This is a genomic window from Staphylococcus caeli, from assembly GCF_051413795.1.
Classification (GTDB): domain Bacteria; phylum Bacillota; class Bacilli; order Staphylococcales; family Staphylococcaceae; genus Staphylococcus; species Staphylococcus caeli_A.
Map to the genome: position 1 here is coordinate 28186 of NZ_JBOIRQ010000019.1, position 25915 is coordinate 54100.

The 25915-nt window shown below is 34.6% G+C and carries 27 protein-coding genes; 22 read left to right on the forward strand and 5 right to left on the reverse strand.

Features of this window, described 5'->3' with window-relative positions; genetic code table 11:
• Positions 1–50 precede the first annotated feature (50 nt).
• A complete protein-coding gene (locus ACSULM_RS09945; RefSeq protein ID WP_436862460.1) occupies positions 51–1463 on the forward strand; it encodes an MFS transporter in 1413 nt (470 codons plus the stop codon).
• A gap of 183 nt (positions 1464–1646) precedes the next feature.
• Positions 1647–2093 carry an ASCH domain-containing protein gene (locus ACSULM_RS09950; RefSeq protein ID WP_436862462.1) on the forward strand — a complete coding sequence of 149 codons (447 nt, stop codon included), beginning with the start codon at positions 1647–1649 and terminating at the stop codon, positions 2091–2093.
• A gap of 256 nt (positions 2094–2349) precedes the next feature.
• Here ACSULM_RS09950 and vraX read toward each other — a convergent pair whose 3' ends face one another.
• On the reverse strand, positions 2350–2520 hold the full coding sequence (gene vraX, locus ACSULM_RS09955; protein WP_159427247.1) for a C1q-binding complement inhibitor VraX: 171 nt from the start codon (positions 2518–2520) through the stop codon (positions 2350–2352).
• Positions 2521–2820: 300 nt separating this feature from the next.
• Between vraX and isaB the strand changes: the two genes are divergently transcribed.
• Entirely contained in the window at positions 2821–3345 is a 525-nt protein-coding gene (gene isaB, locus ACSULM_RS09960) for an immunodominant staphylococcal antigen IsaB family protein (RefSeq protein WP_436862464.1), read from the forward strand.
• A gap of 84 nt (positions 3346–3429) precedes the next feature.
• Here isaB and thiD read toward each other — a convergent pair whose 3' ends face one another.
• Positions 3430–4260 carry a bifunctional hydroxymethylpyrimidine kinase/phosphomethylpyrimidine kinase gene (gene thiD / locus ACSULM_RS09965; protein WP_436862466.1) on the reverse strand — a complete coding sequence of 277 codons (831 nt, stop codon included), beginning with the start codon at positions 4258–4260 and terminating at the stop codon, positions 3430–3432.
• Positions 4261–4710: 450 nt separating this feature from the next.
• On the opposite strand from thiD, the gene ACSULM_RS09970 reads away from it, so the two are divergent.
• From ACSULM_RS09970 to ACSULM_RS09995, 6 genes are all read left to right on the forward strand, one after another.
• Positions 4711–5367, forward strand: coding sequence for a uracil-DNA glycosylase (locus ACSULM_RS09970; RefSeq protein ID WP_436862468.1), 657 nt, complete (start codon positions 4711–4713; stop codon positions 5365–5367).
• Between the two features lies 1 nt (position 5368).
• Positions 5369–5734 (forward strand): DUF5327 family protein, encoded by a 366-nt coding sequence (locus ACSULM_RS09975; protein ID WP_436862469.1) that lies wholly within the window; start codon positions 5369–5371, stop codon positions 5732–5734.
• Between the two features lie 33 nt (positions 5735–5767).
• Entirely contained in the window at positions 5768–6130 is a 363-nt protein-coding gene (locus ACSULM_RS09980) for a DUF423 domain-containing protein (protein ID WP_436855351.1), read from the forward strand.
• A gap of 62 nt (positions 6131–6192) precedes the next feature.
• Complete coding sequence (locus ACSULM_RS09985) at positions 6193–7680, forward strand: APC family permease (protein WP_436862471.1); 1488 nt, start codon at positions 6193–6195, stop codon at positions 7678–7680.
• Positions 7681–7834: 154 nt separating this feature from the next.
• Positions 7835–8293 (forward strand): MarR family transcriptional regulator, encoded by a 459-nt coding sequence (locus tag ACSULM_RS09990; RefSeq protein ID WP_436862473.1) that lies wholly within the window; start codon positions 7835–7837, stop codon positions 8291–8293.
• 215 nt (positions 8294–8508) lie between these two features.
• Positions 8509–9927 (forward strand): DHA2 family efflux MFS transporter permease subunit, encoded by a 1419-nt coding sequence (locus tag ACSULM_RS09995; protein WP_436862475.1) that lies wholly within the window; start codon positions 8509–8511, stop codon positions 9925–9927.
• 152 nt (positions 9928–10079) lie between these two features.
• Here ACSULM_RS09995 and ACSULM_RS10000 read toward each other — a convergent pair whose 3' ends face one another.
• The 3 genes from ACSULM_RS10000 to hemQ all read right to left on the reverse strand — a co-directional run bounded on the left by ACSULM_RS10000 (position 10080) and on the right by hemQ (position 12506).
• Complete coding sequence (locus ACSULM_RS10000; RefSeq protein ID WP_436862476.1) at positions 10080–10532, reverse strand: threonine/serine exporter family protein; 453 nt, start codon at positions 10530–10532, stop codon at positions 10080–10082.
• 11 nt (positions 10533–10543) lie between these two features.
• The gene (locus tag ACSULM_RS10005) at positions 10544–11314 is read right to left on the reverse strand and encodes a threonine/serine exporter family protein (RefSeq protein ID WP_436862493.1); all 771 of its coding nucleotides are present in this window, start codon (positions 11312–11314) and stop codon (positions 10544–10546) included.
• Positions 11315–11756: 442 nt separating this feature from the next.
• Positions 11757–12506, reverse strand: coding sequence for a hydrogen peroxide-dependent heme synthase (gene hemQ, locus ACSULM_RS10010; protein ID WP_436862478.1), 750 nt, complete (start codon positions 12504–12506; stop codon positions 11757–11759).
• A 176-nt stretch (positions 12507–12682) separates the two neighbouring features.
• Here hemQ and pta point away from each other — a divergent pair, with 176 nt between their 5' ends.
• The 13 genes from pta (at position 12683) to argS (ending at position 25731) form a co-directional block, all read left to right on the forward strand.
• Positions 12683–13669, forward strand: coding sequence for a phosphate acetyltransferase (gene pta / locus ACSULM_RS10015; RefSeq protein WP_436862480.1), 987 nt, complete (start codon positions 12683–12685; stop codon positions 13667–13669).
• Positions 13669–14505: a lipoate--protein ligase family protein gene (locus ACSULM_RS10020; protein WP_436854945.1), complete on the forward strand. Its 837-nt coding sequence runs from the start codon at positions 13669–13671 to the stop codon at positions 14503–14505. Before pta ends, ACSULM_RS10020 begins: the two co-directional genes overlap by 1 nt.
• Before the next feature lie 645 nt (positions 14506–15150).
• Positions 15151–16074: a mevalonate kinase gene (gene mvk, locus ACSULM_RS10025; RefSeq protein WP_436862482.1), complete on the forward strand. Its 924-nt coding sequence runs from the start codon at positions 15151–15153 to the stop codon at positions 16072–16074.
• A gap of 5 nt (positions 16075–16079) precedes the next feature.
• Positions 16080–17063 carry a diphosphomevalonate decarboxylase gene (gene mvaD, locus ACSULM_RS10030; protein WP_436862484.1) on the forward strand — a complete coding sequence of 328 codons (984 nt, stop codon included), beginning with the start codon at positions 16080–16082 and terminating at the stop codon, positions 17061–17063.
• A gap of 12 nt (positions 17064–17075) precedes the next feature.
• Positions 17076–18152, forward strand: a complete 1077-nt coding sequence (locus tag ACSULM_RS10035; RefSeq protein WP_436854948.1) for a phosphomevalonate kinase — start codon at positions 17076–17078, stop codon at positions 18150–18152.
• Between the two features lie 251 nt (positions 18153–18403).
• Positions 18404–18745, forward strand: coding sequence for a DUF1450 domain-containing protein (locus ACSULM_RS10040; RefSeq protein ID WP_069994262.1), 342 nt, complete (start codon positions 18404–18406; stop codon positions 18743–18745).
• Positions 18746–19103: 358 nt separating this feature from the next.
• Entirely contained in the window at positions 19104–20039 is a 936-nt protein-coding gene (locus tag ACSULM_RS10045; protein ID WP_436862486.1) for an aldo/keto reductase, read from the forward strand.
• Positions 20040–20296: 257 nt separating this feature from the next.
• Positions 20297–20839 (forward strand): flavodoxin family protein, encoded by a 543-nt coding sequence (locus ACSULM_RS10050; RefSeq protein ID WP_436862487.1) that lies wholly within the window; start codon positions 20297–20299, stop codon positions 20837–20839.
• A gap of 133 nt (positions 20840–20972) precedes the next feature.
• Positions 20973–21473, forward strand: coding sequence for an N-acetyltransferase family protein (locus tag ACSULM_RS10055; RefSeq protein WP_436862488.1), 501 nt, complete (start codon positions 20973–20975; stop codon positions 21471–21473).
• A gap of 127 nt (positions 21474–21600) precedes the next feature.
• Entirely contained in the window at positions 21601–22902 is a 1302-nt protein-coding gene (locus ACSULM_RS10060) for an HD domain-containing protein (protein ID WP_436862489.1), read from the forward strand.
• A gap of 67 nt (positions 22903–22969) precedes the next feature.
• Positions 22970–23479, forward strand: coding sequence for a YwhD family protein (locus ACSULM_RS10065; RefSeq protein ID WP_436862490.1), 510 nt, complete (start codon positions 22970–22972; stop codon positions 23477–23479).
• A gap of 170 nt (positions 23480–23649) precedes the next feature.
• Positions 23650–24063: a DUF1934 domain-containing protein gene (locus ACSULM_RS10070; RefSeq protein WP_436854956.1), complete on the forward strand. Its 414-nt coding sequence runs from the start codon at positions 23650–23652 to the stop codon at positions 24061–24063.
• Positions 24064–25731, forward strand: coding sequence for an arginine--tRNA ligase (gene argS, locus ACSULM_RS10075; RefSeq protein ID WP_436862491.1), 1668 nt, complete (start codon positions 24064–24066; stop codon positions 25729–25731). It begins immediately after the preceding gene.
• Positions 25732–25915 lie beyond the last annotated feature (184 nt).

Sequence of the window (25915 nt, forward strand, 5' to 3'; positions counted from 1 at the left end):
TTAATTTACTCCGTATAATTATGTAACATATTAAGGGAGTGGACATATTCATGGATTATGAAAATGATTTTGATAAAAGTAACATAAATAAGGTAGATGCGAAAACAGCTAAAAAAACTGTGTTTGCTACAGGTATCGGAAATGCAATGGAATGGTTTGACTTTGGTCTATACTCATATTTAGCAGTCATCATAGGACAGAACTTCTTCAGTTCAGTAGAAAATGATCAACTGAAAATGGTATTTACATTTGCGACCTTTGCAATTGCATTCTTACTTCGACCAGTCGGTGGTATCATATTCGGTATTATTGGCGATAAATACGGTAGAAAAGTAGTACTGACAACAACCATTATTATGATGGCGTTCTCGACGTTACTTATTGGGTTGTTACCAACATATGATCAAATTGGTGTTTGGGCACCGATATTGCTCTTACTCGGTAGAATTTTACAAGGATTTTCAACAGGTGGAGAATATGCAGGAGCAATGGTCTATATTGCTGAATCATCTCCAGATAAAAAACGTAATACGCTTGGTTCTGGTTTAGAAATCGGGACATTGTCTGGTTATATTGCGGCATCGGTATTAAGTGGTTTATTGTTCTTCTTTTTAAGTGAGGATCAAATGGCAACATGGGGTTGGAGAATTCCATTTATTTTAGGGTTATTCTTAGGAATATTTGGTTTTTATTTAAGAAGAAAATTAGAAGAATCACCTGTATTTGAAAATGAAATTGCAACGAAGCCAAAAAGAGATAATGTTGGTTTCTTAACAATTATAAGATATTACTATAAAGATATTATTGTATGTTTTGTTGCAGTTGCATTCTTTAACTGTACGAATTATATGGTAACTTCATACTTACCATCATATTTACAAGAAATTGTGAAGATGGATAGTGCAACTGTCTCTATATTAATTACATTAGTGATGGCGGTCATGATTCCATTAGCACTCATGTTTGGACGTCTTGCAGATAGAATTGGTGAGAAAAATGTATTCTTAATAGGATTAGTAGGTACAGCTGTATTTAGTATCTTGGCTTTTGTACTTTTACAATCAACTTCAATTGTCTTTGTTATTGTAGGTGTCTTTGTCTTAGGATTCTTCCTATCAACATATGAAGGAACAATGCCAGGTTCGTTACCAACCATGTTCTATACACATATTAGATATAGAACATTAGCAGTAACATTTAATGTTTCTGTATCTCTATTCGGTGGGACTACACCATTAATTGCCACTTCACTCGTTGCGAAGACTGGAGATCCATTGGCACCAGCTTACTATTTAACTGCAATGAGTATTGTCGGTATCATTGTCATTACATTATTACATGTTAGTACGTCAGGTAAATCATTGAAGGGTTCTTATCCGAATGTTGAAAATGATAAAGAATTTGATTACTACGCAAATAATCCTGATAAAGCTTTATGGTGGGCGAAAGATAAGCGTGTTTAAATAAATATCTTGAATCCGAGGAATGTGTTGCCGCAACGTCATTAAGATGTTGCGGCAATTTTTTTATTAAACAATTGTTGATTATTGTAAATTTATAAAGCTAAACGATTATCTTTACATAATAAAAAAATTATATGTTATGGTTGAACTTATATTAATAACAATGAAATGAGGCTGATGGATATGGCATTATCTGTTGAGCAATATTGGAGAAAATTTATAGAGACTTTTCCAGAATATAAGGGCGTGCAATTTGAAGCATGGTCTTTTGGAATTAATGAAGATGAACTAGCTGATTTAGTTAAGAAAGGTGAAAAAACTGCGACGACAAGTGGTTATGAGACCTATAAAGTAGAAGGCGAAAAATTGCCTGAAGTTGGAGAAATTAGCGTAATTCTAAATGAACAAGGAAATCCACAATGTGTTATTCAAACGACGCGCGTGTATCAAGTACCTTTTAATGAAGTTACAAAGCAGCATGCATTTCTCGAAGGAGAAGGGGACAAATCATTAGCGTATTGGCGTGAAGCACACGTCGCCTTCTTCAAACCTTATTATGCGTCATTAGATATTGAATTTAATGAAACTTCAATGATGGTCTGCGAAGAATTTAAAGTACTTTATGCATAAAAATAGTGGTACATGAGTTAGAACTGCTTCGAGGTTACTCTCCAAGCAAACAAAGGGGACAATCTTTGTCTAACCATGTACCACTAAGGGTGTGTGTTTATAGGGATGTTTTATTCAAGTATGTTTAAGGGGACAACTTAAACATACTTTTTTGTTTTAATACATATTTCTTAATAAGGGGAGTTAATTGTATATCGTTTCTTCTGGTTTCGCTTATTGCCATTTCTGTTTCATCTTGGATGTGTTGAAAATGAAACTAGTAACTCAATTTCATGTTATCAATGTCATTTTCTAGTAGAGAGAGTAACTTATATAATTCAGTCTTGTTGAAACTTTCATCGAATTTAACAGAAATTGTTTTGAAAGTCTGGGTGATAATTTCATATATTGGGTTACCATTTTCAAAAGCTTTCTTGTAGATAATCATGTTGTGTTCCCTCCTTCATCTCTCTACACTACATATAATAATAGAAATCTATGCGAAATACATGAGTCTGTAGTATCAACTTTAAATAGGACTAACGTCGTATATTATTAGAAAATTCAATTAAAATCATTTTAGGAGGTCATAAGTGTTGATTTAATAAGATTTGCACTACATTAAAATGTGTGTATAATATTGTTTCTTTTAGTTTAAATTTGCACTTTAGGTAATACTGCCGTAACATTGTAATCGAATCGTAACATAACATAATATGATTCAAAAAAAGGAATGGAGTGATACAGTATGAATAAGATTGCAAAGACTTTTGTAGCTGGTAGCATTGTATTGGGGACTGCATTAGGCGTAAGCGTTTCTAACGTAGACGTATCACAAAATGAAACACAAGCAGCAACAACACCTTATTATCACTATGATGGATACGCAGGTAATAATCCTAGTTTTTTACTAAATGGACAATTTAAAAATGGAGTTAAATATAACAACGTTACATTTAATGGTGTGAAAATCAGTAGTAAAACTACAGGAAATACAACAATTAAAAAATATGATCAAGCGTTTTCGGGTTATTCTAAAAAACACAAAACAGCGAGCAATGTAAATATACCTATAACAAGAAACCTAACATATAGCCAAGTGAAGAAAGCATATGGTAGTGAACTTCATAAAATGAAAGAACCGGAGAAAAAATCTAAAGGTTCAGGTGTTTATTATTATAAACCAAGCCAAGAAGGCGCAGCAGTGTACTTTGAAATGACAAATAGCAAAGTTACTGAAGTGAATATTGGTTATGGCGGTTATGGTGCATAAAGTAGCATGAAATCAATATTAGAATTAAAGTAATAATATAGAAAAACGCACACTCAAAATTTCGAGTGTGCGTTTTTTTCATTTTTATACTTCTGTAACTTCTACATCAATATGTTCAACGCGGTTATAAGCTCCGTGGTCTACTGGACCAACGAAATCATTCATCTTCCAACCATTTTTAATCGCAGAAGCAACAAATGCTTTAGCAGCAATCACAGCTTCTTTAGGTGATTTGCCATTTGCTAAATAGGCTGTAGTTGCAGCAGCAAATGTACAGCCTGCACCGTGATTATAGCTTTGTTGGAACATGTCTGTCGTTAATTGATAGAATTGTTCTCCATCATAGTAAAGGTCATATGACTTGTCTTGATCTAGCGCTTTACCACCTTTAATAATAACGTGTTGTGCACCTTGTTGATGGATAATTTGAGCGGCTTCTTTCATATCTTCTATAGATTTTAAAGTACCTAAGTTTGATAGTTGTCCAGCTTCAAATAAATTTGGTGTGACAACAGTTGCTTTTGGTAGTAAATGTTCAATCATGGCATCTGTATTACCAGGGTTGAGCACTTCATTTTCCCCTTTGCATACCATGACTGGGTCTACTACAAAGTAATCTGCACCAGATTCAACAAATGCTTCGCCAGCACGTTTAATAATTTCTTGTGTGCCTAACATACCAGTTTTTACTGCATCTGGCCCAATTGAAATTGCTGTTTCTAATTGTTTTTCAAATACATCGAATGGAATTGGTGTTACATCATGAGACCATGATGCTTTATCCATTGTCACGATAGATGTTAACGCTACTATACCGTAAGTATCAAGTTCTTGGAATGTTTTTAAATCTGCTTGCATACCAGCGCCAGCACTTGTATCTGAACCGGCAATTGTTAATGTTTTTTTCAATGCCATGGAATTTCACTCCTAAATATCTTTTACATGTATCATACCACGTTTATCAAGTATGCAAAATAAAGGAAGGTTGAATGGGAGGAATTGGCTATGTGAAATAGTTTCTACGACAAAACAAAGTTGAAGAAATATGTTGTGAAATGTAAGGATAAGTCATATGCTCGCTCACATAGAAGAAAAAGGATTACCTGATCTAAAGCTCAAAAAGTAAAGGAATACCTAGCCATTGAAGGCCATGCATAAACGCTACTAAACTTGTTGAAACAAGAAGTAGCGTTTATAATTTTTGCGAAGCAAAAAAGTATATAAAGGAATACATTCCCTAAAGAAGGAATACATTTGAGGTTTCAAATGCATAAGAGCGACTAAAAAACAAAAGTCGCTCTAATACTAATCTCGCCCTCGAGAAAGTACCACTTTATATGTTAATATATCATTGAGGTGAGTGACATGGAATGGTCGGACGTTTTTCACGACATAACAACGAAGCATGATTTTAGTGAGATGCATGATTTTTTAGAAAAGGAATATACGACACAGACAGTATATCCCGATAGAGAAAATATTTATCAGGCATTTGATTTAACTCCGTTTGAACAGGTAAAGGTAGTTATACTAGGACAAGATCCTTATCACGGGCCAAAGCAAGCGCATGGTTTAGCATTCTCAGTTCAACCCGATGCGAAATTCCCACCATCATTACGGAACATGTATCAAGAACTTGAAGAGGATATTGGTTGTGTCAGACAATCACCACATTTACAAGATTGGGCGCGTGAAGGTGTACTTTTATTAAACACAGTGTTAACTGTACGACAAGGTGAAGCGCATTCTCATAAACATATTGGCTGGGAAATATTTACCGACGAAGTCATACAAGCGGTATCAGAACATTTGAATCATGTTGTGTTCATATTATGGGGCAAACCTGCACAACAAAAAATCAAGCTCATTGATACATCAAAACATCATATTATTCAGTCACCACATCCAAGTCCATTATCAGCATATCGAGGGTTCTTTGGTTCTAAACCCTATTCAAAAGCAAATACATATTTAGAAGAAAATGGCATTCCACCCGTGCAGTGGTGTGAGAGTGAGGCATAAAATGGAAAAAGACAAAATAATTCAATTGATAGAACAAGAATTGGTACAGGCAGATGAAGCGAGCACTCAAGCGGATTTTGAAAAACATATGTACGCGATTCATACCTTAACGTCGTTAGTCACAGAAACTACGACAAAAGCAACATATAGTGATAATAGTTTTAATGTTTCGGCGTCATTTCCATCATCAACGAAACAGCAATCGACAAAGACCACTCAAGGTATCTCTAATGAAGAAATTAGAGCAATGGGTGGTAAAGTGTCAGGGACAAATAATTCAAATGTGACTTCTAATTCTACCTTGTCTTCCGATAAATTAGTTACGGATGACAATATAGGCAATGGTGACTCAATTTTTGATTTTTAAAATTTTAACAAGAATAGGTGTGAAACAATTATGGTGAAAGTGTTTATAATATTAGGTGCCTTAAATGCGATGATGGCAGTTGGTACAGGTGCATTTGGTGCACATGGTTTAGAAAATAAATTATCCGACAAATATATGTCAGTTTGGGAAAAAGCGACTACGTACCAAATGTATCATGGGTTAGGTCTACTGGCTATTGGTATCATTAGTGGTACGACGTCTATTAATGTTAATTGGGCAGGATGGCTATTATTCTTTGGTATTGTATTTTTCAGTGGTTCACTCTACATTTTAGCGTTAACGCAAATCCGTATTCTTGGCGCGATTACACCAATTGGAGGCGTACTATTTATCGTAGGCTGGTTGATGTTAGTCATTGGTACATTTAAATTATAGATTTATATTTGTTATAGGATTCATCTTGGGGGTATAATACAACTCACGAGGTGAATTTTTTTATGAGTCAAAATGATAAACAGATAGATAGAGGAGATTTAAAGCAAAACCTCTCTGAAAAGTTTGTGTGGGCAATTGCTTATGGATCTTGTATAGGATGGGGTGCATTTATATTACCAGGTGACTGGATTGGACAATCGGGGCCAATTTCAGCGGCGATAGGTATTGTTATTGGTGCGCTATTGATGATACTCATAGCTGTAAGTTATGGTGCATTAGTTGAAAGGTTCCCAGTTTCAGGTGGTGCCTTTGCATTTAGTTTTTTAGGATTTGGGAGATATGTGAGTTTCTTTTCTTCATGGTTTTTAACTTTTGGTTACATATGTGTGGTTGCACTCAACGCAACGGCATTCAGTTTGTTGATTAAATTCTTACTACCGGACGTGTTAGAAACTGGAAAATTATATACCATTGCAGGTTGGGACGTCTATATTACTGAAATCTTGATAGCATCGCTATTATTAATTGTATTTATGTTTATCGCAATTAAAGGTGCGAGCGTTTCAGGTTCGCTACAGTATTACTTCTGTGTTGCGATGGTTATTACAATTTTACTATTGTTCTTCGGTTCATTCTTTGGAGGCAATTTCTCTTTAGAAAATTTACAACCTTTAACAAATGAAAAAAAAGGTTGGTTTACTTCTATAATAATGATTGTAGCAGTAGCGCCATGGGCATATGTCGGATTTGATAATATACCACAAACGGCAGAAGAATTTGATTTTTCACCAAATAAAACATTTAAATTAATTGTATATAGTCTCTTAGCTGCGGCATTTACGTATGTGTTAATGATTTTATATACTGGTTGGTTGAGCACAAATGCGAAGAGCCTAAATGGTAATTTATGGTTAACTGGTGCTGTGACGCAAGAAGCCTTTGGATATATTGGCTTGGCGGTATTAGCAATCGCAATTATGATGGGAATATTTACTGGATTGAATGGCTTTTTAATGAGTTCAAGTCGTCTATTGTTCTCGATGGGACGTTCAGGCATTATGCCTTCTGTCTTTAGTAAATTGCATAAGAAATATAAAACGCCATATGTGGCAATTATCTTTTTAGTTGCGGTAACATTAATTGCGCCATGGTTAGGGCGTACAGCGTTAACGTGGATTGTAGATATGTCTTCGACAGGTGTGTCTATTGCATACTTTATTACATGTTTATCGGCAGCTAAATTATTTAGCTATAATAAAGCGAGCAATACTTATGGTCCGATTTATAAGACGTTTGCGATATTAGGTACGATTGTTTCATTTATCTTCTTATTGTTATTATTAGTACCTGGTTCACCAGCATCACTGTCACTTCCTTCTTATATTGCATTAGGAGGATGGCTCGTGATTGGATTAATCTTCTTTGCTGTACGTTATCCTAAATTGAAATTGATGGATAATGATAAATTGAGCAAATTGATATTAAACCGTTCAGAAAGTGAAATTGTAGATTTAATTAATGAGAACAAGGTAGAAAACACGAATAAATAGATTTTATTATGATTGTTTTACGAATATAGCATAGAAAACTAAATAAATAGCATTTTGAAACAAGTAGCAAGCCTTAATGGTATGCTGCTTGTTTTTTTATTATATTGAATCCATAATAAAGAAGAATAATGATCAAGGTATGGGAGATAGGTTTATGAATAAGGAAGATTTATTACTAACGAATATTAAAAATGTCCATGATAAAATTGTTTACCTTAATAAACCAGTAATGGAATCACGTTTAGAAGGGTATACATCGACTGAAATCCATTGTATTGAGGCCATCGAGAACAGTGCACAGCCGAATGTGAGCCAAATTGCTCAAACATTATTTATGACACGTGGTGCAATCAGTAAATTAACTAAAAAATTAATTAAAAAAGATGCAATTTCTAGTTATAAAAATCCAGATAATAAAAAAGAGATTTACTTTAAACTCACAGATAAAGGACGCGAGGCATTTAATACGCATGAACAGCTACATAAAGAGTTTAAACAACGTGATGCACAAGTCTTTAATACCATCACAGATGATCAATATGAAGCGATGATGACATTTTTAAATCATTACAATGCACATTTGGAAAAGGAAATACATGATAAAGAAAAATAGATAGAAATTGCTAAAATCATTACTTAGAGCATTTGAACAATATCATTTTATTTAACTAGTACTATGAAAATATGGTTTCGTAAATACAGTGGAATAATCTTGCTTGAATAAATAGATAACAATGACTTATAGAGATTAACGTGAATATTTTGTTGACAAGGAAACGAAACGAGAGTAATATTTTGTTGACGAAGAAACAAAAGGAGCATGAACACGTGAAATCTATAGATAAAATACCTACAAATATAATGATTGCTGCTTGGGCAATAGCGCTTGGTGCGATTACGCCAATGCTTGATGCTACAATGATCAATATCGCAATTAAAGATTTAACTCAGACATTTCATACGACGTTAAGTATGATTCAGTGGGGTATTACGGGCTATCTACTAGCATTGGCAATTGCAGTACCTATTTCGGGGTGGTTAATGAATCAATATAATAGTAAATATATTTTTATTTCAGCAGTCGTTGGTTTTGGTATAACTTCATTGGCAACAGGATTGAGCTGGAATATATTTACATTTATTAGTTTCCGGTTGTTGCAAGGCTTTAGTGCAGGTGTGATAACGACATTAATGTCAACGATGTTAGTATTGATTGCAGGACAAAAGTATATCGGTCGAGTCATTGCGATTGTTAGCACACCTATGATATTAGGGCCTATCTTTGGACCGGTACTGGGTGGGGTGATTATTCATTTTGCAACATGGCACTGGATCTTTTTTATAAATATCTTTGTGACCATTGTTGCAGTGCCTATTATGATGAAACGATTGCCAAACTTTTCACCAGTTAATAAAGAAAAGAAATTGGATTTTATAGGTATAATGAATTTAGCATTGATAAGCGTGACATTACTCTATGGTTTAGTACAAGCATCCAAGTTCGGTTCATTTAATAATCCAGTGACGTATATCAATATGATCGTTGGGGTGATTTGTATTATAGTTTATATTATTTATAACCGTATGAAACAGTACAATACAGTCTTACCGACAAATCTATTTAAATCTCGCAATTTTTTGGCTTGTAGTTTAGGATTATTTCTAGCTAATGTTGCAATATTAGGTCCAATGATTATATTGCCTCTATTCTTTCAACGTTTTCAGCATTTCAATGCAATTGAAACAGCGATTATGCTAATGCCACAAGGACTAGGTATGTTAATTACACGTCCTTTAATTGGTAAAATTATAGACAAGTATGGGGGGAGAAACATTGTACTTATTAGTACGATGATTGTACTCATAACATCTGTTCCATTTATGTTTATTTCTGGTCATACACAAAGCATTTGGATTGGGCTCATCTTATTTGTAAGAGGTTGTGCAGTTGGTGGCGTGATGTTGCCTTTGACAAGTTCTGCATATTATGGATTAGAAAGAGAAAAATTATCTGAAGCGGGTGTAGGAATTAATATCATAGAAAATATTGGTTCTAGCTTTGGTTCAGCACTTATTGCAACAGTTGTAGCAACTGTCATACATTCAATGTCTGTGAATCTGCCAAATGAATTAACTGCATATCATGCTGGCTTTTCAGTTGCAGTCATTGCACTAATCGTTTTATTGATACCTGCGTATTTTATCCATCAAAAAACAAATCAAGTGCCATCGACATCATCTTTGTAATAAAGTAAAGAAAGAACGTTTTGACTAAAAGAAGATAATTGGTCTTTTGCTCAAAAAAGTATGACACCTTAAACAAAAGGAATTTATGATTGTGTGAAAAAATAGCCACATCAGCTCTAAAATCAGAGTTGATGTGGCTATTTACATGTGGCTTAAACTCTTTTTTTACGTATTTTTGTACCGGAAATAATGAGTTTTGATAATTGGTCTGCAAATAACAGTCCAAGTGCGATTGCGCCAGCGATGAGCGTCACTTCAAGCATTGTGTTAATGGCTTTACTGAATTCTAGAAGCACTAGGTTTTTTGTAGCATCAAAAGCTAGGCCACCTGGTACAAGCGGAATGATACCAGGAATCATGAAAATAATAACAGGCTCTTTTTTTGATCGAGCCATCACTTGACTTAAACAACCAAGTGCAAGACTGCCGAAGAAACTTGAATAAATCGTATGTGTATTTAAACCATCGAAAAAGAATGTATAAACCATCCAACCACAAGCACCTACGATACCTACAGTGTTGTATAAGCGTTTTGGCACATCGAATATAACACCAAAAAATAGGGAAGCAGTATAACTAAATATAAAGTTTAATATCCAAAACATAAACATTGCTCCTAAAATATAATAAGTATTGTACTAACGCCTGCACCAATTCCAAAGGCAGTTACAAGTGCTTCTAATGATTTGGTTGTGAACATGAGCATGTGGCCACCAAATAAGTCTTGTATAGCATTCGTAATAAGTACTCCGGGAACGATAGGCATGACGGCAGCGATAATGATTGTTGGGACGGATCCACCAGGTATCAGACTGTGACCAATAATGGAAATACCACCTATCACAAGTGCACCTATAAATTCTGGGATAAATTGTGCATGTAATTTTTGTTGCAATACTTCTACAACGATGTATCCTAATGATCCTGCGAGTAGTGCGGTAAATACATCAATTAAATAACCACCTTGCAAATATAAGAAACTGACTGATATGACCGCAGCAGCTATAAATTTATATAGAAGATAGTGATTTTTAATACTTTGTTCATTATAAATCTTTTGTAATTCTTGAAATGCATCTTCTAAAGAAATGTCACCTGTTGCGAGACGTCTAGAAATACCATTCGTACGTGAAATGCGATGAAGATTTGTATCGCGTGTTCTAATTCTGTACATACGCGGATAGGACTCATCATGAAGCATAAAGTTAATAACAGTATTTGTTACGAAGCTATTACTTTCTTTGTGTCCTAAAGTCGTTGCAATGCGTGTCATAGTATCTTCAACGCGAGAGCCCTCAGCACCAGATTCTAATAAAATTCTGCCTGCCAGCATGATGACATCTTTTGCCATTTTTTCATCGTAACTTTCTATTGCTTGATTATATATCGTCATTTAATCACCAATTATAATTTATTTAGCTAGCGCCATGCGCGGTAATCGCACTAGTGTTAACCTTAAAGTAATATTTTTTATTGTAACATTTTATTATTGGAATTTGTTATTAGAATTGGAATATGAATCACAAATAGAAAGAATAGGAATTAAAAGGATTAAATTAATGCGGTTATGTTTCAAATATTTCAAATAGGTTAAAATAGTATTAGTTAACTGTTACAAATGTATGTTGGGTAGCGACAATGTACAACAGTTAATCTTTAAATTAAGTAGTGGTTAAGTTCTCCCAAACACACTACATTCAGACGAGGCTGAGGCATTTAAACTATGTCTCAGCCTCATAAAATTTAACGAATAGTATACATATAATAAAACAAGCTAAGACATGCATCATGTCTTAGCTTGTTGTGTTGTGCTTTTAAAGCTATATAGTTTATAAATTGAATAATGTTGGTAAGCTATCTTCTGTAATAATATTGCCTACATAGAAACTACCAAAGTCACCATAACGTGCAGTTGTTTCATCAAATCTCATTTCATAAACGATTTTTTTGAATTGTAGAGGATCATCTGCAAATAAAGTGACACCCCATTCAAAATCATCGAAACCAACAGAACCAGTAATGAATTGTTTGATCTTGCCAGCATATTTTCTGCCGATTTTACCGTGTGCATACATTAATTCTTGACGTTTTTCTAATGGTAACATGTACCAGTTGTACGTTTCGTTACGTCGTTTATCCATTGGATAGAAACAGATGTATTCAGTTTGAGGTAACTCAGGGAATAATCTCGGTTTGATATGAGGATTTTCATAAGGATCTTCGTCTGATTTGCCAGCGAGATAGTTACCTAACTCAATAATCGAAACATAGGAATATGTTGGAATTAAGAAATCAGTAATTCTTAATTTATTAAATTCATTTTCAAAAGCATTTAAATCTTTCATTTCTGGACGTAATGCCCATAAAAGTATGTCCGCTTTCTGACCAGTAATATTATAAAGTGCATGATCACCTACATGGTTTGTACGTGCCTCTTGATGTTTATTTAAAAATGATTGTAGTTCAGTTACGAGTGTTTGACGTTCTTCATCTGGTACTAAACGTAAACTTGACCAATCAATTGCGTATAATAAATGTAAACTATACCATCCATCTAATGTTTCTGGTGCTTGTGGCATTTAAATCGCTCCTTTATTTATGAAAAGTTCTATGTCTTCACTTCAAAATTTTACCATAAAGAAACCCTTAAAACATAAGCAAATGATTACAAATTGGTGACATGGAATTCTGTTGGAAAATAACGTATAATGAGAAACGTAAAATCATATGAAAAGAAATTTGAGGAGGCACCCTAATGACGTTATTAGATGTATTACAAGAAAAACTTACAGGTAAAAATGTGAAAATTGTCTTGCCAGAAGGTGAAGATGAGCGTGTGTTGGAAGCTGCAACACAATTAAAAAATACGGATTATGTAGCTCCAATATTATTGGGTAACGAAGCAAATGTAAAAGCTTTAGCGAGTGATAAAGGCTTTGACATTTCAGGTTTAGAAATTATTGACCCTGAAACAAGTGAATTAAAAGGGGAATTAGTTTCTGCATTTGTAGAACGCCGCAAAGGTAAAGCAACTGAGGAACAAGCTCAAGAAATGTTGAAAGATGTAAACTACTTCGGCACAATGCTTGTTTATACAGGTAAAGCAGATGGACTTGTAAGTGGTGCAGCGCATTCAACAGGTGATACGGTACGCCCAGCATTACAAATTATTAAAACTAAACCTGGCGTATCTAAAACGTCTGGTATATTCTTCATGATTAAAGATGATCAACAATATATTTTCGGTGACTGTGCGATTAATCCGACACTTGAAGCGCAAGATTTAGCAGAAATTGCAGTAGAAAGTGCGAAATCAGCGAAAAGCTTTGGTATGACACCGCGTGTTGCTATGCTAAGCTTCTCAACAAAAGGTTCTGCGAAGTCAGATGATGTTGAAAAAGTATCTAATGCAGTTGCGTTAGCTCAAGAAAAAATTGAAGCGGATAACATTGAAGACGTTATTGTTGATGGCGAATTCCAATTCGATGCGGCAATCGTACCAGAAGTTGCTAAGAAAAAAGCGCCAGACGCTAAGATACAAGGTGACGCAAATGTATTTGTATTCCCAAGTTTAGAAGCGGGTAATATTGGATACAAGATTGCACAACGTTTAGGTGGCTTTGATGCAGTAGGTCCAGTGTTACAAGGACTTAACTCACCAGTGAATGATTTATCTCGTGGCTGTTCAACAGAAGACGTATACAATTTATCAATAATCACAGCTGCGCAATCATTACAATAATGGACCTTGCAAGTAAATATTTTAACGGTGCAGATTGGCGCTATATAGATCATTCTTCGGGTTTAGCGCCAATGCAATCTTTTGCTTTTGATGATACTTTTTCAGAAAGTGTCGGCAAAGACTTATCATGCAGTGTAGTACGCACTTGGGTACATCAACATACAGTAATTTTAGGAATTCATGATTCAAGGTTGCCGCATTTACAAGATGGTATACGCTATCTTACTGAAGAACGTGGTTATAATGCGATTGTTAGAAATTCAGGCGGCCTTGGTGTGGTCTTGGATCAAGGTGTGCTCAATATTTCTTTACTCATCAAAGGGAAACACGATGTGACGATTGATGAAGCATTCTCAGTGATGTATTTATTGATTGCTAAAATGTTTGAAGATGAAGATGTCGAGATTGAAACGCATGAAATTGAGCAATCTTATTGCCCGGGTAAATTTGATTTGAGCATAAATGGGAAAAAATTTGCAGGCATCTCACAAAGACGTGTACGTGGTGGCATTGCTGTTCAAATTTATTTATGCGTCGAAGGAGACGGCAGTGAACGTGCAGATATGATGAAATCTTTTTATGCACATGCGTTAAAAGGAGAACAGACAAAGTTTTCGTATCCAGATATTGATCCACAATGTATGGCATCGTTAGAAACACTATTAAATAGAACAATTACAGTTCAAGATGTGATGTTCCAACTATTGTATGCCATCAAAGATTTAGGGGGCCGTTTGAATATGGAACCTATATCAGATGATGAATGGCAACGTTACGAAGGTTATTTTGATAAAATGATTGAACGAAATGCAAAAATAAATCAATCTATGGATTAAACTATAATTGAACCAGAATACTTACTTGACCGTAAAGGTAGGTGTTCTGGTTTTTCTTATTTATAAAGAAATTTCTAATAGTAGATACTTATATTTGTTGAATTATAGTATTGAAATAAGTAATATAGTGAAAGTATAGTTTAAAATTTTAAAAACGAATAAAGTGCATTTTATAAAATGTTACATTGTGAATATGTAGTAAAGGCAATTTATAATGAAAAAGTGCGGACATTAATTAGTATCAGGTGTTAATTTTGTGGTGAAAATTACTTTTTGAGCATTTTAAATTAGTAAAATATGGCTAGAGTCGTATGGCAATATATGAAATTTATGAGATAATATACAATGGTATTTTAACAAAGTGATGCAACAGTAGCATTTTAGTGTTATCGATGGATAACTAACGGGTAATGTTAGTTTTGGTGCAAAATTAGCGATAAAAGAATATATAAAGCTAATAGACAGTGTGGTGTAAATCACATGACATCATTCTAGCGTTCGCATGTTAGACTGAAACATGTATATAATTTCCTGGGAAATAGCGCACAGATATATTAAATGAATGATTAAATATGGGCATATAAAGTGTAATTGAACGTGTGAACTCACATAAATTTAAAGAAAAAACTAAAGGTGATTGAAAATATGGCACAACAAGGATACGGGGAAGCGAATGGCAAGGTGATTTTGATAGGTGAACATGCCGTTACGTTTGGTGAACCAGCAATTGCGATTCCATTTACAACTGGAAAAGTAAAAGCAAAAATAGAATCTCTAGCAGACTTGAAAGATTCTTATATTAAGAGTGATGTATTTGACGGTGCATTACATAAAGCACCGGAACATTTAAAAGCGGTGATTACTCGCTTTATTGAAAAATATAATATTGAAACACCAGTAAAGGTAACGATTGATACAAATCTGCCACCGTCTAGAGGTTTAGGCTCTAGCGCAGCTATGGCGGTTGCTTTTGTGCGCGCGAGTTACGATTATTTGAATGAGCCATTAACGGATGAAGTGTTGATTGAAGAAGCTAACTGGGCAGAACGTATTGCGCATGGTAAACCGAGCGGTATCGACACCCAAACAATCGTTTCAAATAAACCCGTATGGTTTAAACAAGGGTCGGTTCAAACGCTTAAACCTTTAGATTTAAATGGATATATGATTGTAATCGATACTGGCGTACGCGGTTCTACTAAACAAGCAGTAGAAGATGTACATAATTTATGTAAAACAGATAGTGCATATCTGCAATATGTTGAACATATTGGTACACTTGTACATGAGGCAAGTGAAGCTATCGAACATCATAACTTTGAACAATTAGCTACAATCTTTAATTTGTGTCAAGATAATTTGAGAACACTAACAGTAAGTCATGACAAAATAGAAGAAATATTGAAGGTTAGTAAAGAAAATGGAGCAATTGCTGGGAAATTAACTGGCGGTGGCCGTGGTGGAAGTATGATTGTACTTGCTTCTAATTTAGAAACGGCAGAGCAAATTGCTGCTTCAGCCAAACAATTGGGCGCACATCATACTTGGATTGAGTACTTAGGAGGGTAATTAAGTTGGTGAATAGTGGTAAAGCACGTGCACATACAAATATTGCACTGATTAAATATTGGGGGAAAGCAGACGAAACGTATATTATTCCTATGAACAATAGCTTGTCTGTGACGTTAGAGCGATTTTATACTGAGACGAAAGTAACTTTTGACCCTGAATATACTAAAGATATCTTGGTATTGAATGGCGAAATGGTTGAAGGTAAAGAAGCAGAAAAAATCAGTCGCTATATGGATATCGTTAGAGCGCAAGCAGAGACAACGATGTATGCACGCATCGAAAGTGAAAATTATGTCCCTACTGCTGCCGGTTTAGCATCTTCAGCAAGTGCTTATGCCGTATTAGCAGCTGCGTGTGACAAAGCTTTAAACCTTGGATTATCTGGTAAAGCGTTATCCAGATTAGCACGTAGAGGTTCTGGATCAGCGTCAAGAAGTATCTACGGTGGCTTTGTAGAATGGGAAAAAGGGTATGATGATGCTACATCATACAGTTTTCCTATTGAAGCAGATCATTGGGAAGATGATTTAGCAATGATTTTTGTTGTGATTAATAATAAATCGAAAAAAGTTTCTAGCCGTGCGGGCATGTCTCTAACACGAGACACTTCACGCTTTTACCAATATTGGTTAGACCACGTAGATGAAGATATCACTGCTGTTAAACATGCAATTAAACAAAAGGACTTTAAAAAAATGGGTGAAGTCATTGAGGCAAATGGATTGCGTATGCATGCTACAAATTTAGGTGCACAACCACCATTTACATATATGGTAGATGATAGTTATCTCGCTATGAACGTTGTGCATCAATGTAGAGAAGCTGGGTATCCTTGTTACTTTACAATGGATGCTGGACCAAATGTGAAAATTTTAGTAGAAAAGAAAAATCAACAAGCTGTGATAGATGCATTACATCAATTATTTAGTGAAGAACAAATTATTGCGAGCGACATTACAAGTACAGGCGTTGAAATTATTGAGTAAGGAAGAGATAACATGATTCAAGTTAAAGCACCAGGTAAACTTTATATTGCAGGTGAATATGCAGTCACAGAACCTGGCTATAAATCTGTATTAATTGCAGTGGATCGGTTTGTAACGGCCGCAATAGAAGACGCGACTGCATCTCAAGGCACAATACATTCTAAGACATTACATCATGATCCTGTAACGTTCCAAAGACATGAAGATAAAATTGTGGTGTCAGATGTACATGCAGCAAAGCAATTGAAGTACGTCATTACTGCCATTGAAGTGTTTGAACAGTATGTGCGCAGTAATCATATACCTTTGAAACATTTTAACTTAACGATTGATAGTAATTTAGATGATGCAAATGGTCATAAATATGGTTTGGGCTCCAGTGCTGCTGTACTTGTCTCTGTTGTAAAAGCATTGAATGAATTTTATGAAACACATTTATCAAATCTTTATATATACAAATTAGCAGTCATCGCTAACATGAAATTACAAAGTTTAAGTTCATGTGGTGACATTGCAGTAAGTATATATACGGGGTGGTTAGCATATAGTACATTTGATCATGAATGGGTCTCTCAACAAATCGAAGATACCTCTGTTAATGATGTGTTAAATAAAAATTGGCCCGGTTTGCACATAGAGCCATTACAACCACCTGAAAATATGGAAGTATTAATTGGATGGACGGGTTCACCAGCATCTTCACATCATCTCGTGAGTGAAGTGAAACGTTTGAAGGCGGATCCTACGTTTTATGGTAAGTTCCTAGAGCGTTCTCACCTCTGTGTTGAAAAGCTTATCCATGCTTTTAAGACGAACCATATTAAAGGTGTCCAACAGATGATTAGAACGAATCGCGAAATTATTCAATCCATGGATAAAGAGGCTACGATTGATATAGAAACTGCGCATTTGAAAGTTTTATGCTCTATAGCTGAAAAACATGGAGGCGCTGCTAAAACATCAGGCGCTGGTGGTGGAGACTGTGGTATTACTATAATTAACAGTGATGTAAATAAACAGCTGATTTACAAAGAATGGTTAGAAAACGAAGTGAAACCATTAGAATTTAATATATATCACGGTCAATAAAATGGTTGTGTATTAAACAGTATGCTTATCTAGCGAGGGCATACTGTTTTTAATTTATGTAGACATATTTGGACAAAGAATAATATATAGTAAAAGTGCAACATGGGAATGATTTTAAAGGTTGAAATTTTATCAAAAGAGCGTAAAATAATTAGAGTTAAAGATACTGAAATGAGCACGCATAAAAATATAGAGTCGATTGTTATACAATGACGTATGAGGTGTGAACACTGAGAAAGGAGAGGTTGTAGGTGCAAAATAAATTTCTGATTTGTGATGACTGCCAAGGTGTGAACTGTAAATCCCTTGAAAAAAAATTAACAAAATTAGACCCAGATGCAGAAATCGAAATAGGTTGCCAATCATATTGTGGTCCTGGTCGTCGCAAGACATTTGCTTTTGTGAACAATCGTCCCCTTGCTGCACTCACTGAAGATGAACTGATGGATAAAGTTGTTAAGCAACTGCAAAAACCGAGAGACCCAGAGGAAGAGGAACGTCTAAGGTTACGAAATGAAGAACGTAAACGTCGAAAAGAAGAGCAAGATAAGAAATTAAAAGAGAAACTTGCCAAACGTAAAAGTGCACAATAATTAAATATAAAACGGCGCAATTGAGTTGTGGTTTAGTCTAAGGAATTAGATGAAATCGCAACTTTTTTAGTTATTATAAAAAGTTAAAGGATTAAGTATTAAGCAGTTGAGCAAAATGATTTAAGGTGGCATAATGACGTGATAAATTTGAAATAGATAGTCTTATAGATATACAAACTGGCTCTTAGATGATTTGTCCTTAGATAGTTGTTAAATTCAATATAAAAGGGTAAATAGTAAATATTAAAACTTGTTATTGTGCGCAATGGCATTCATGGAAAGCATTATGTTCTGAATTTAGAACACGACGACAAGTAATGATGTCAGATTTGATATTTATAAAAGGAGCGAGATAAATATGACTGAAAAAGTACAAATTGGAAAATCAGATGTTAAAGTGACGCCAGTGGCATTAGGTGCAAATGCTGTTGGTGGACATAATTTCTATAATAATTTAGATGAAGAACAAGGGAAAGAAATTGTTCGTACAGCAATTAGAAATGGTATGACACTAATAGATACGGCATATATCTATGGGCCGGAACGTTCTGAAGAATTAATTGGTGAAGCAGTCAAAGAATTTGCGAGAGAAGATTTTGCGATTGCTACTAAAGGGGCGCATTATATTGATGATAATGGAAACGAAAAGTATTCTAATGATCCAGCGTTTTTAAGAAAACAAGTGGAACAAAGTTTACAGCGCCTACAACTAGATTATGTCGATGTATATTATATTCATTTCCCAGATGAAAACACACCAAAAGACGAAGCGGTAGCTGCATTACAGGCATTAAAAGAAGAAGGTAAAATTAAAGCCATTGGTGTATCTAACTTCAGCTTAGAACAGTTGAAAGAAGCGAATAAAGATGGTTATGTTGATGTTGTTCAAATGGAATATAACTTACTTAATCGTGAAAATGAAGCGATTTTTGATTATACGTCAGCTAATAACATTACCTTTGTACCTTACTTCCCGTTGGTATCAGGCTTACTTGCAGGTAAGTACAACGAGAATGCAGAATTTGACGACATACGTGCTAAAAATCCTGAATTTCAAGGTGAACGTTTTAAAGAAAACCTTGATAAAATAGAGCAATTACGTGGCATTGCAGAAAATCATCGCGTAGATGTTGCACATATTGTCTTGGCATATTATTTAACTAAGCCATCGCTTGATATTGTGATTCCCGGTGCTAAACGTCCAAATCAAGTGGTCGATAATTTAACGACGTTAGATGTTACGTTAACGGACGAAGAAATTGAAAAAATCAACGAATTATTTCCTGGAAAATAGCTAGCAGTGGGGAGTATTTAAGTTTGATTACTCACGATTTATTTTTATAATGTTTTATTAAAAGATATACATGGATTGTATGATATATCGCTTCTATTTTTGAGCAAATAGTTTAAATAATAATAGTATTTTATATAAACTATTTAGTAATTCTGAATTTTAGTGTAGAATTATCAAATATATTTAGTTAATTTATGGAAATGCATATTTATGAATTTTTTGGGATACTTTTAAAACGGTAGTAGAAGGAGCATATTATGATCACAGTTTTATTTGGAGGTAGTCGTCCAGAAGGTAATACTGCGCATTTAACTAAGATGGCCATAGATGGACATGACTACGAATGGATAGATTTAACAAAATACCAATTAAATCCAGTTAGAGATGTTAGACATGATGGGAAGCATATAACATCTTATGACGATGATTATAAATCAATTATAGACAAAGTGTTGGAGAGTGATACGGTGATTATTGCATCTCCAGTCTATTGGTATAGCGTATCAGCGTCTATAAAAGCATTTATAGATCATTGGTCTGAAACTATGATGGATCCTAAGTATAGCGATTTTAGAACGAAAATGGCGGAAAAAGATTTCAGATTGATTATTGTGGGTGGAGATTGTCCGAAGGTTAAGGCTAAACCATGTATTACACAAATCAAATATAGTCTGGAATTTTTAGGAGCTACACTAGACGGATATATCATTGGAACGGCTGAGAGACCAGGAGATATTCAAAAAGACGTCTACGCATTGAATCGTGCTAAAGAATGGCAGCAAACGTTAGATCAATCATAAATTTAATTAGAGTGTTTGGGTGATTTTTCAAATTGCCCAAACCTTTTTTGTATAGATAGTTAAAGTATTTTGAATATTAAAGATATGATATAATGTAGCTATTATTACCTATCTTAAATAGGGGGAGAGCAACATGCATAAAATTAGAAAAGCAACACCAGAAGATGTTGTAGGCATCAGAGATGTAGCAACGAAAGCTTGGTATAATACGTACTTAAATATATATGCGGCTAAAACAGTTAATGAGTTACTAGCTGCTTCATATAATGAACAGCATTTACTTAAACGCTTAGAAGATCAATTATTTTTAGTTGTGGAAGAAGAAGACGAAATCATTGGTTTCGCAACGTTTATCTATGGGACAGAATTATTTTTATCAGCGCATTATGTTAGACCATCATGGCAGCATCATGGTTATGGCTCTAAGTTATTAGAAGAAGGGCTAGATTACTTTAAAGATCAGTATAATGAAGTCTTTTTAGAAGTTGATAATAAAAATGATGAAGCAGTGGCTTTCTATGAACAAAAAGGATTTGAAAAAATACGTTCGTATACACATGTCATGTATGGGGAAGCTATGGATTTAGCATTGCTACGTAAAACTAACCTAATGAGTGGTGTAGAAACCAAATAATAAAATAAGTGAATTTCAACGCGGCTCAATCGAATTCGTGACAATAGACTTTTATAATTTATAACCAAAACGATGAAAGAGACGTTGAAAAATAACATGTTCTAGTCTCGTGAATAGGAGGACTACATTGACATTTACAGCTTATGCAACGCAAAAGTTACCAGAGGAAAAAGTATTTAAAGATCCGATTCATAGATATATTCATGTCAGAGATCAAGTTATTTGGGATTTAATCAAGACAAAAGAATTTCAACGCTTAAGAAGAATCAAACAATTAGGGACACTGTATTTGTCATTCCATACTGCAGAACATAGCAGATTTGGACATTCGCTAGGCGTTTATGAAATCGTACGTAGACTTATTGATGATTCATTTAATGGTCGTGAAGCTTGGAACAATGATGACAGACCGTTAGCGTTATGCGCGGCTTTATTGCATGATTTAGGGCATGGCCCATTTTCACATAGTTTTGAGAAAATATTTAATACAGATCATGAAGCATTTACACAAGCAATTATTACGGGTTCTACAGAAGTCAATGCTGTGTTAAGTCGTGTATCGGATGATTTTCCACAACAAGTCGCCGATGTTATTAATAAAACACATGACAATAAGTTAGTTATTTCAATGATTTCTTCACAAATTGATGCAGATAGAATGGATTACCTGCAACGTGATGCTTATTTCACAGGCGTTTCATACGGTGAATTTGATATGGAACGCATACTTAGATTAATGCGTCCCTCAAAAGATGAAGTGCTGATTAAAGAAAGTGGAATGCACGCCGTTGAAAATTTCATCATGAGTCGTTATCAAATGTATTGGCAAATCTACTTCCATCCGGTAAGTAGAGGTGGGGAAGTATTATTAAATAATTGTTTGAAACGTGCGAAGCAATTATATAATGAAGGTTATACCTTTAAAATGTACCCAACTGATTTTGTACCGTTTTTTGAAGAAGCAATGACGATAGAGCAATACGTTGATTTAGATGAATCCGTTGTACTTTACTATTTGAAAGCATGGATTAATGAAGAAGATGAAATATTAAGCGATTTATCTCGCCGCTTTATTAATAGAGACTTATTTAAATATATGCCATTCGATGGTTCCATTATTACAATTACTGAATTAACTGATCTCTTTATACAAGGAGATATTGATCCTAATTATTATTTCGTCAGTGAATCATTCTCGGATTTACCATACGACTATGATCGACCTGGCTCAGATCGCCAACCGATTCACCTATTAAAACGCAATGGCAAAATTCGTGAAATAAGTAGTCAATCATTGGTCATTCACAGTATCACGGGGATTAATAGAGAAGACTATAAGTTGTATTATCCGAAAGAGCGTATCGCAGCAATTGAAGATGAGCAAGTTAAAAACGCAATAAATAGTATTTTAGATGAATTGAATTCCTAATCATATAGATAGTACAATAATTAGCAGATAATCATAGTATGCATAGATACACATTGGAGGTGCAATTGTGGCTGAAAACAAAGGCTTTAAATTTAATATCATTAAAAATGATCCGCTTGATGGACATAAAGGAACTAATATTGGTTCGATTAGTTTAGATAATGTAGCACCTGTCTTTATAGATGTGCAAAATAAAGAAGCATTTATCGACATTGGTGGTATGCACGCGCGTTCGAGCGTGGAAAAAGGTGTTAAGTGGATTAACGATAAAGAAACGGTCGAAGGTGAAGAAGCCAAAGAGTATTGGTTGTGTTGGGTCACAACTGAACGAGGCGAGCATGGGCCGTATTATGCCGGTGTAACAGGTTGTTATTTATTAGTGAACAAAAGTATTCGTAGAGGATATAAAAGCATGTCTGAACATGTCAATATGATGGATAAATCTATGAAACATCAAATTGAAATTGAGCATATTGGTGAGGAAAACAAGGCAGTCTTGAAGGATTTTCTTCAAACACATGATTTAGACATGTGGAACAATTCGGAAAAAGCGCTACATGAAGCACTTGAAAACTAATCATGGTATATATAGGCTGGGACATTATTTATGTCCCGGCTTTTTTAGAAGTAAATAACGTTGCAAGCCAACATGTTTGTACAAGGAAAAACGATTTCGTATCTGTAATGCGCCTATCATATGTGCTATAATGGTCTGTATTATTTTAAAAGATTAGGGTGAAACGTACATTGGAAAACAATGTTGATATCCAAACGAAACAAGTTGTGAAACAGTTTGATAATAAAGAGAAATTCACAGTAAAAACACAAGGCTCTTGGCAAAAACGTAATGCAGAATTTATACGATATCAAGAAGAAATTGATAATATCACTGTAAATGTTACTGTCAAAATAGAATCGTCAGGCGTAAAAATTATTCGCAAAGGCGAAATTAATATGAATCTGCATTTTGTCGAAGGTGCAGACACGATGACGCTATACGAAATTAATGGTGGACGTATTCCATTAACTGTACGCACACATTCAATTTTACATTTTGTGATGGATGATGGTGGCAAATTAAAAGTACACTATGATTTAATACAAGATGACGAGAAAATGGGCACATATCAATATGAAATCACTTATAAGGAGCAATCGTAGATGAATATAATTGATCAAGTCAAACAAACATTGATTGAAGAAATTAATAACAGTGTTATTAAAGCACAACTTGCTGACGCGAGTGAAATTCCAGAAATCAAAGTAGAAATACCAAAAGATAATGCCAATGGAGATTATTCAACAAACATTGCCATGGTACTAACAAAAATTGCGAAACGTAATCCGCGTGAAATTGCACAAGCTATTGTAGATCACTTAGACACATCCGCAGCTAATGTTGAAAAAGTGAAAATTGCTGGACCAGGTTTTATTAATTTCTATTTAGACAACAGTTACTTAACTGAAATCATCACTGAAGCAATTAATAAAGGGGAACAATTTGGAAGTACAGAACATTCAAATGGCGAAAATATTTTATTAGAATATGTATCTGCAAACCCTACTGGTGATTTACATATTGGTCATGCACGTAATGCTGCTGTAGGTGATACACTTGCGAATATTTTAACGGCAGCGGGTTACAATGTAACGAGAGAATATTATGTTAATGATGCAGGAAATCAGATTACGAATTTAGCACGTTCTATTGAAGCGCGTTTCTTTGAAGCACTTGGCGATGATTCGTTTGAAATGCCTGAAGGTGGTTATCATGGTAAAGACATTATCAATATTGGTAAAGATTTAGCAGAAAAACAACCTGAACTTAAAGATTTATCAGAAGATGAACGCATTAAGACATTTAGACAACTAGGCGTCGATTATGAAATGGAAAAATTAAGAAAAGACTTAGCGGACTTTAATACACACTTCGATAATTGGTTTAGTGAAACGTCATTATATGAAAAAAATGAAATCACTGAAGTATTAGATAAGATGTCTGAACTTGGATATACGTATGACCAAGACGGTGCGACATGGTTACGTACAACAGACTTTAAAGATGATAAAGACAGAGTATTAATTAAAAATGATGGTAATTATACGTACTTCTTACCAGATATTGCTTACCACTTTGATAAGATAAAACGTGGCAATGACACGCTTATTAACTTATTTGGAGCAGATCATCACGGTTACATTAATCGTCTAAAAGCGTCACTAGAAACTTTTGGTGTAGACAGTGAGCGCCTTGAAATTCAAATAATGCAAATGGTACGTTTAATGCAAGACGGACAAGAAGTCAAGATGAGTAAGCGTACGGGTAATGCAATTACATTACGTGAAATTATGGATGAAGTAGGTGTCGATGCGGCTCGTTATTTCTTAACAATGCGTAGTCCAGATACACACTTTGATTTTGATATGGAACTTGCAAAACAAGAGTCTCAAGATAATCCTGTGTATTATGCGCAATATGCACACGCACGTATTTGTTCAATCTTGAAACAAGCAGCTGAACAAGGTATCACACCATCTACAGATGCGGATTATTCATTAATTACCAATGATAAAGCGATTGATTTATTAAAGAAAGTTGCTGAATTTGAAACAACGATTCAAAGTGCTGCCAAACATAGAGCACCACACAGAATCACTAATTATATTCAAGATTTAGCGTCACATTTCCACAAATTCTACAATGCTGAAAAAGTATTAACAGATGATGTAGCAAAAACAACAGCATTAATTGCATTAATTGACGCTGTTAGAATCACATTGCGCAATGCGTTAGATTTAGTTGGTGTTAATGCACCTGAATCAATGTAATTAAGAGAAAATATTGAAAGCTAGCATCAAGTTTATTCTGGATGAAGACATAAATATGTCCATTCGAATGACAAAGGATGCTAGTTTTTTTATTAGATGAATTGTCAATTTAACTGCAACAGACTTACAGTGAAAATTTCATAAGGTGTACACCAATTAAGACACTTTCTTGGTCGATGATTTA

What these genes read in the sequence shown, in the direction of transcription:
- isaB (WP_436862464.1), top strand. Translation starts at nt 2,821, where the DNA reads ATGAATAAGATTGCAAAGACTTTTGTAGCTGGTAGCATTGTATTGGGG.
- thiD (WP_436862466.1), bottom strand. Translation starts at nt 4,260, where the DNA reads ATGGCATTGAAAAAAACATTAACAATTGCCGGTTCAGATACAAGTGCT.
- ACSULM_RS09950 (WP_436862462.1), top strand. Translation starts at nt 1,647, where the DNA reads ATGGCATTATCTGTTGAGCAATATTGGAGAAAATTTATAGAGACTTTT.
- ACSULM_RS10000 (WP_436862476.1), bottom strand. Translation starts at nt 10,532, where the DNA reads ATGTTTTGGATATTAAACTTTATATTTAGTTATACTGCTTCCCTATTT.
- ACSULM_RS10035 (WP_436854948.1), top strand. Translation starts at nt 17,076, where the DNA reads ATGATTCAAGTTAAAGCACCAGGTAAACTTTATATTGCAGGTGAATAT.
- ACSULM_RS09945 (WP_436862460.1), top strand. Translation starts at nt 51, where the DNA reads ATGGATTATGAAAATGATTTTGATAAAAGTAACATAAATAAGGTAGAT.
- ACSULM_RS09970 (WP_436862468.1), top strand. Translation starts at nt 4,711, where the DNA reads ATGGAATGGTCGGACGTTTTTCACGACATAACAACGAAGCATGATTTT.
- ACSULM_RS10055 (WP_436862488.1), top strand. Translation starts at nt 20,973, where the DNA reads ATGCATAAAATTAGAAAAGCAACACCAGAAGATGTTGTAGGCATCAGA.
- ACSULM_RS09985 (WP_436862471.1), top strand. Translation starts at nt 6,193, where the DNA reads ATGAGTCAAAATGATAAACAGATAGATAGAGGAGATTTAAAGCAAAAC.
- ACSULM_RS09975 (WP_436862469.1), top strand. Translation starts at nt 5,369, where the DNA reads ATGGAAAAAGACAAAATAATTCAATTGATAGAACAAGAATTGGTACAG.
- vraX (WP_159427247.1), bottom strand. Translation starts at nt 2,520, where the DNA reads ATGATTATCTACAAGAAAGCTTTTGAAAATGGTAACCCAATATATGAA.
- ACSULM_RS10045 (WP_436862486.1), top strand. Translation starts at nt 19,104, where the DNA reads ATGACTGAAAAAGTACAAATTGGAAAATCAGATGTTAAAGTGACGCCA.
- ACSULM_RS09990 (WP_436862473.1), top strand. Translation starts at nt 7,835, where the DNA reads ATGAATAAGGAAGATTTATTACTAACGAATATTAAAAATGTCCATGAT.
- hemQ (WP_436862478.1), bottom strand. Translation starts at nt 12,506, where the DNA reads ATGCCACAAGCACCAGAAACATTAGATGGATGGTATAGTTTACATTTA.
- pta (WP_436862480.1), top strand. Translation starts at nt 12,683, where the DNA reads ATGACGTTATTAGATGTATTACAAGAAAAACTTACAGGTAAAAATGTG.
- ACSULM_RS10050 (WP_436862487.1), top strand. Translation starts at nt 20,297, where the DNA reads ATGATCACAGTTTTATTTGGAGGTAGTCGTCCAGAAGGTAATACTGCG.
- ACSULM_RS10020 (WP_436854945.1), top strand. Translation starts at nt 13,669, where the DNA reads ATGGACCTTGCAAGTAAATATTTTAACGGTGCAGATTGGCGCTATATA.
- mvk (WP_436862482.1), top strand. Translation starts at nt 15,151, where the DNA reads ATGGCACAACAAGGATACGGGGAAGCGAATGGCAAGGTGATTTTGATA.
- argS (WP_436862491.1), top strand. Translation starts at nt 24,064, where the DNA reads ATGAATATAATTGATCAAGTCAAACAAACATTGATTGAAGAAATTAAT.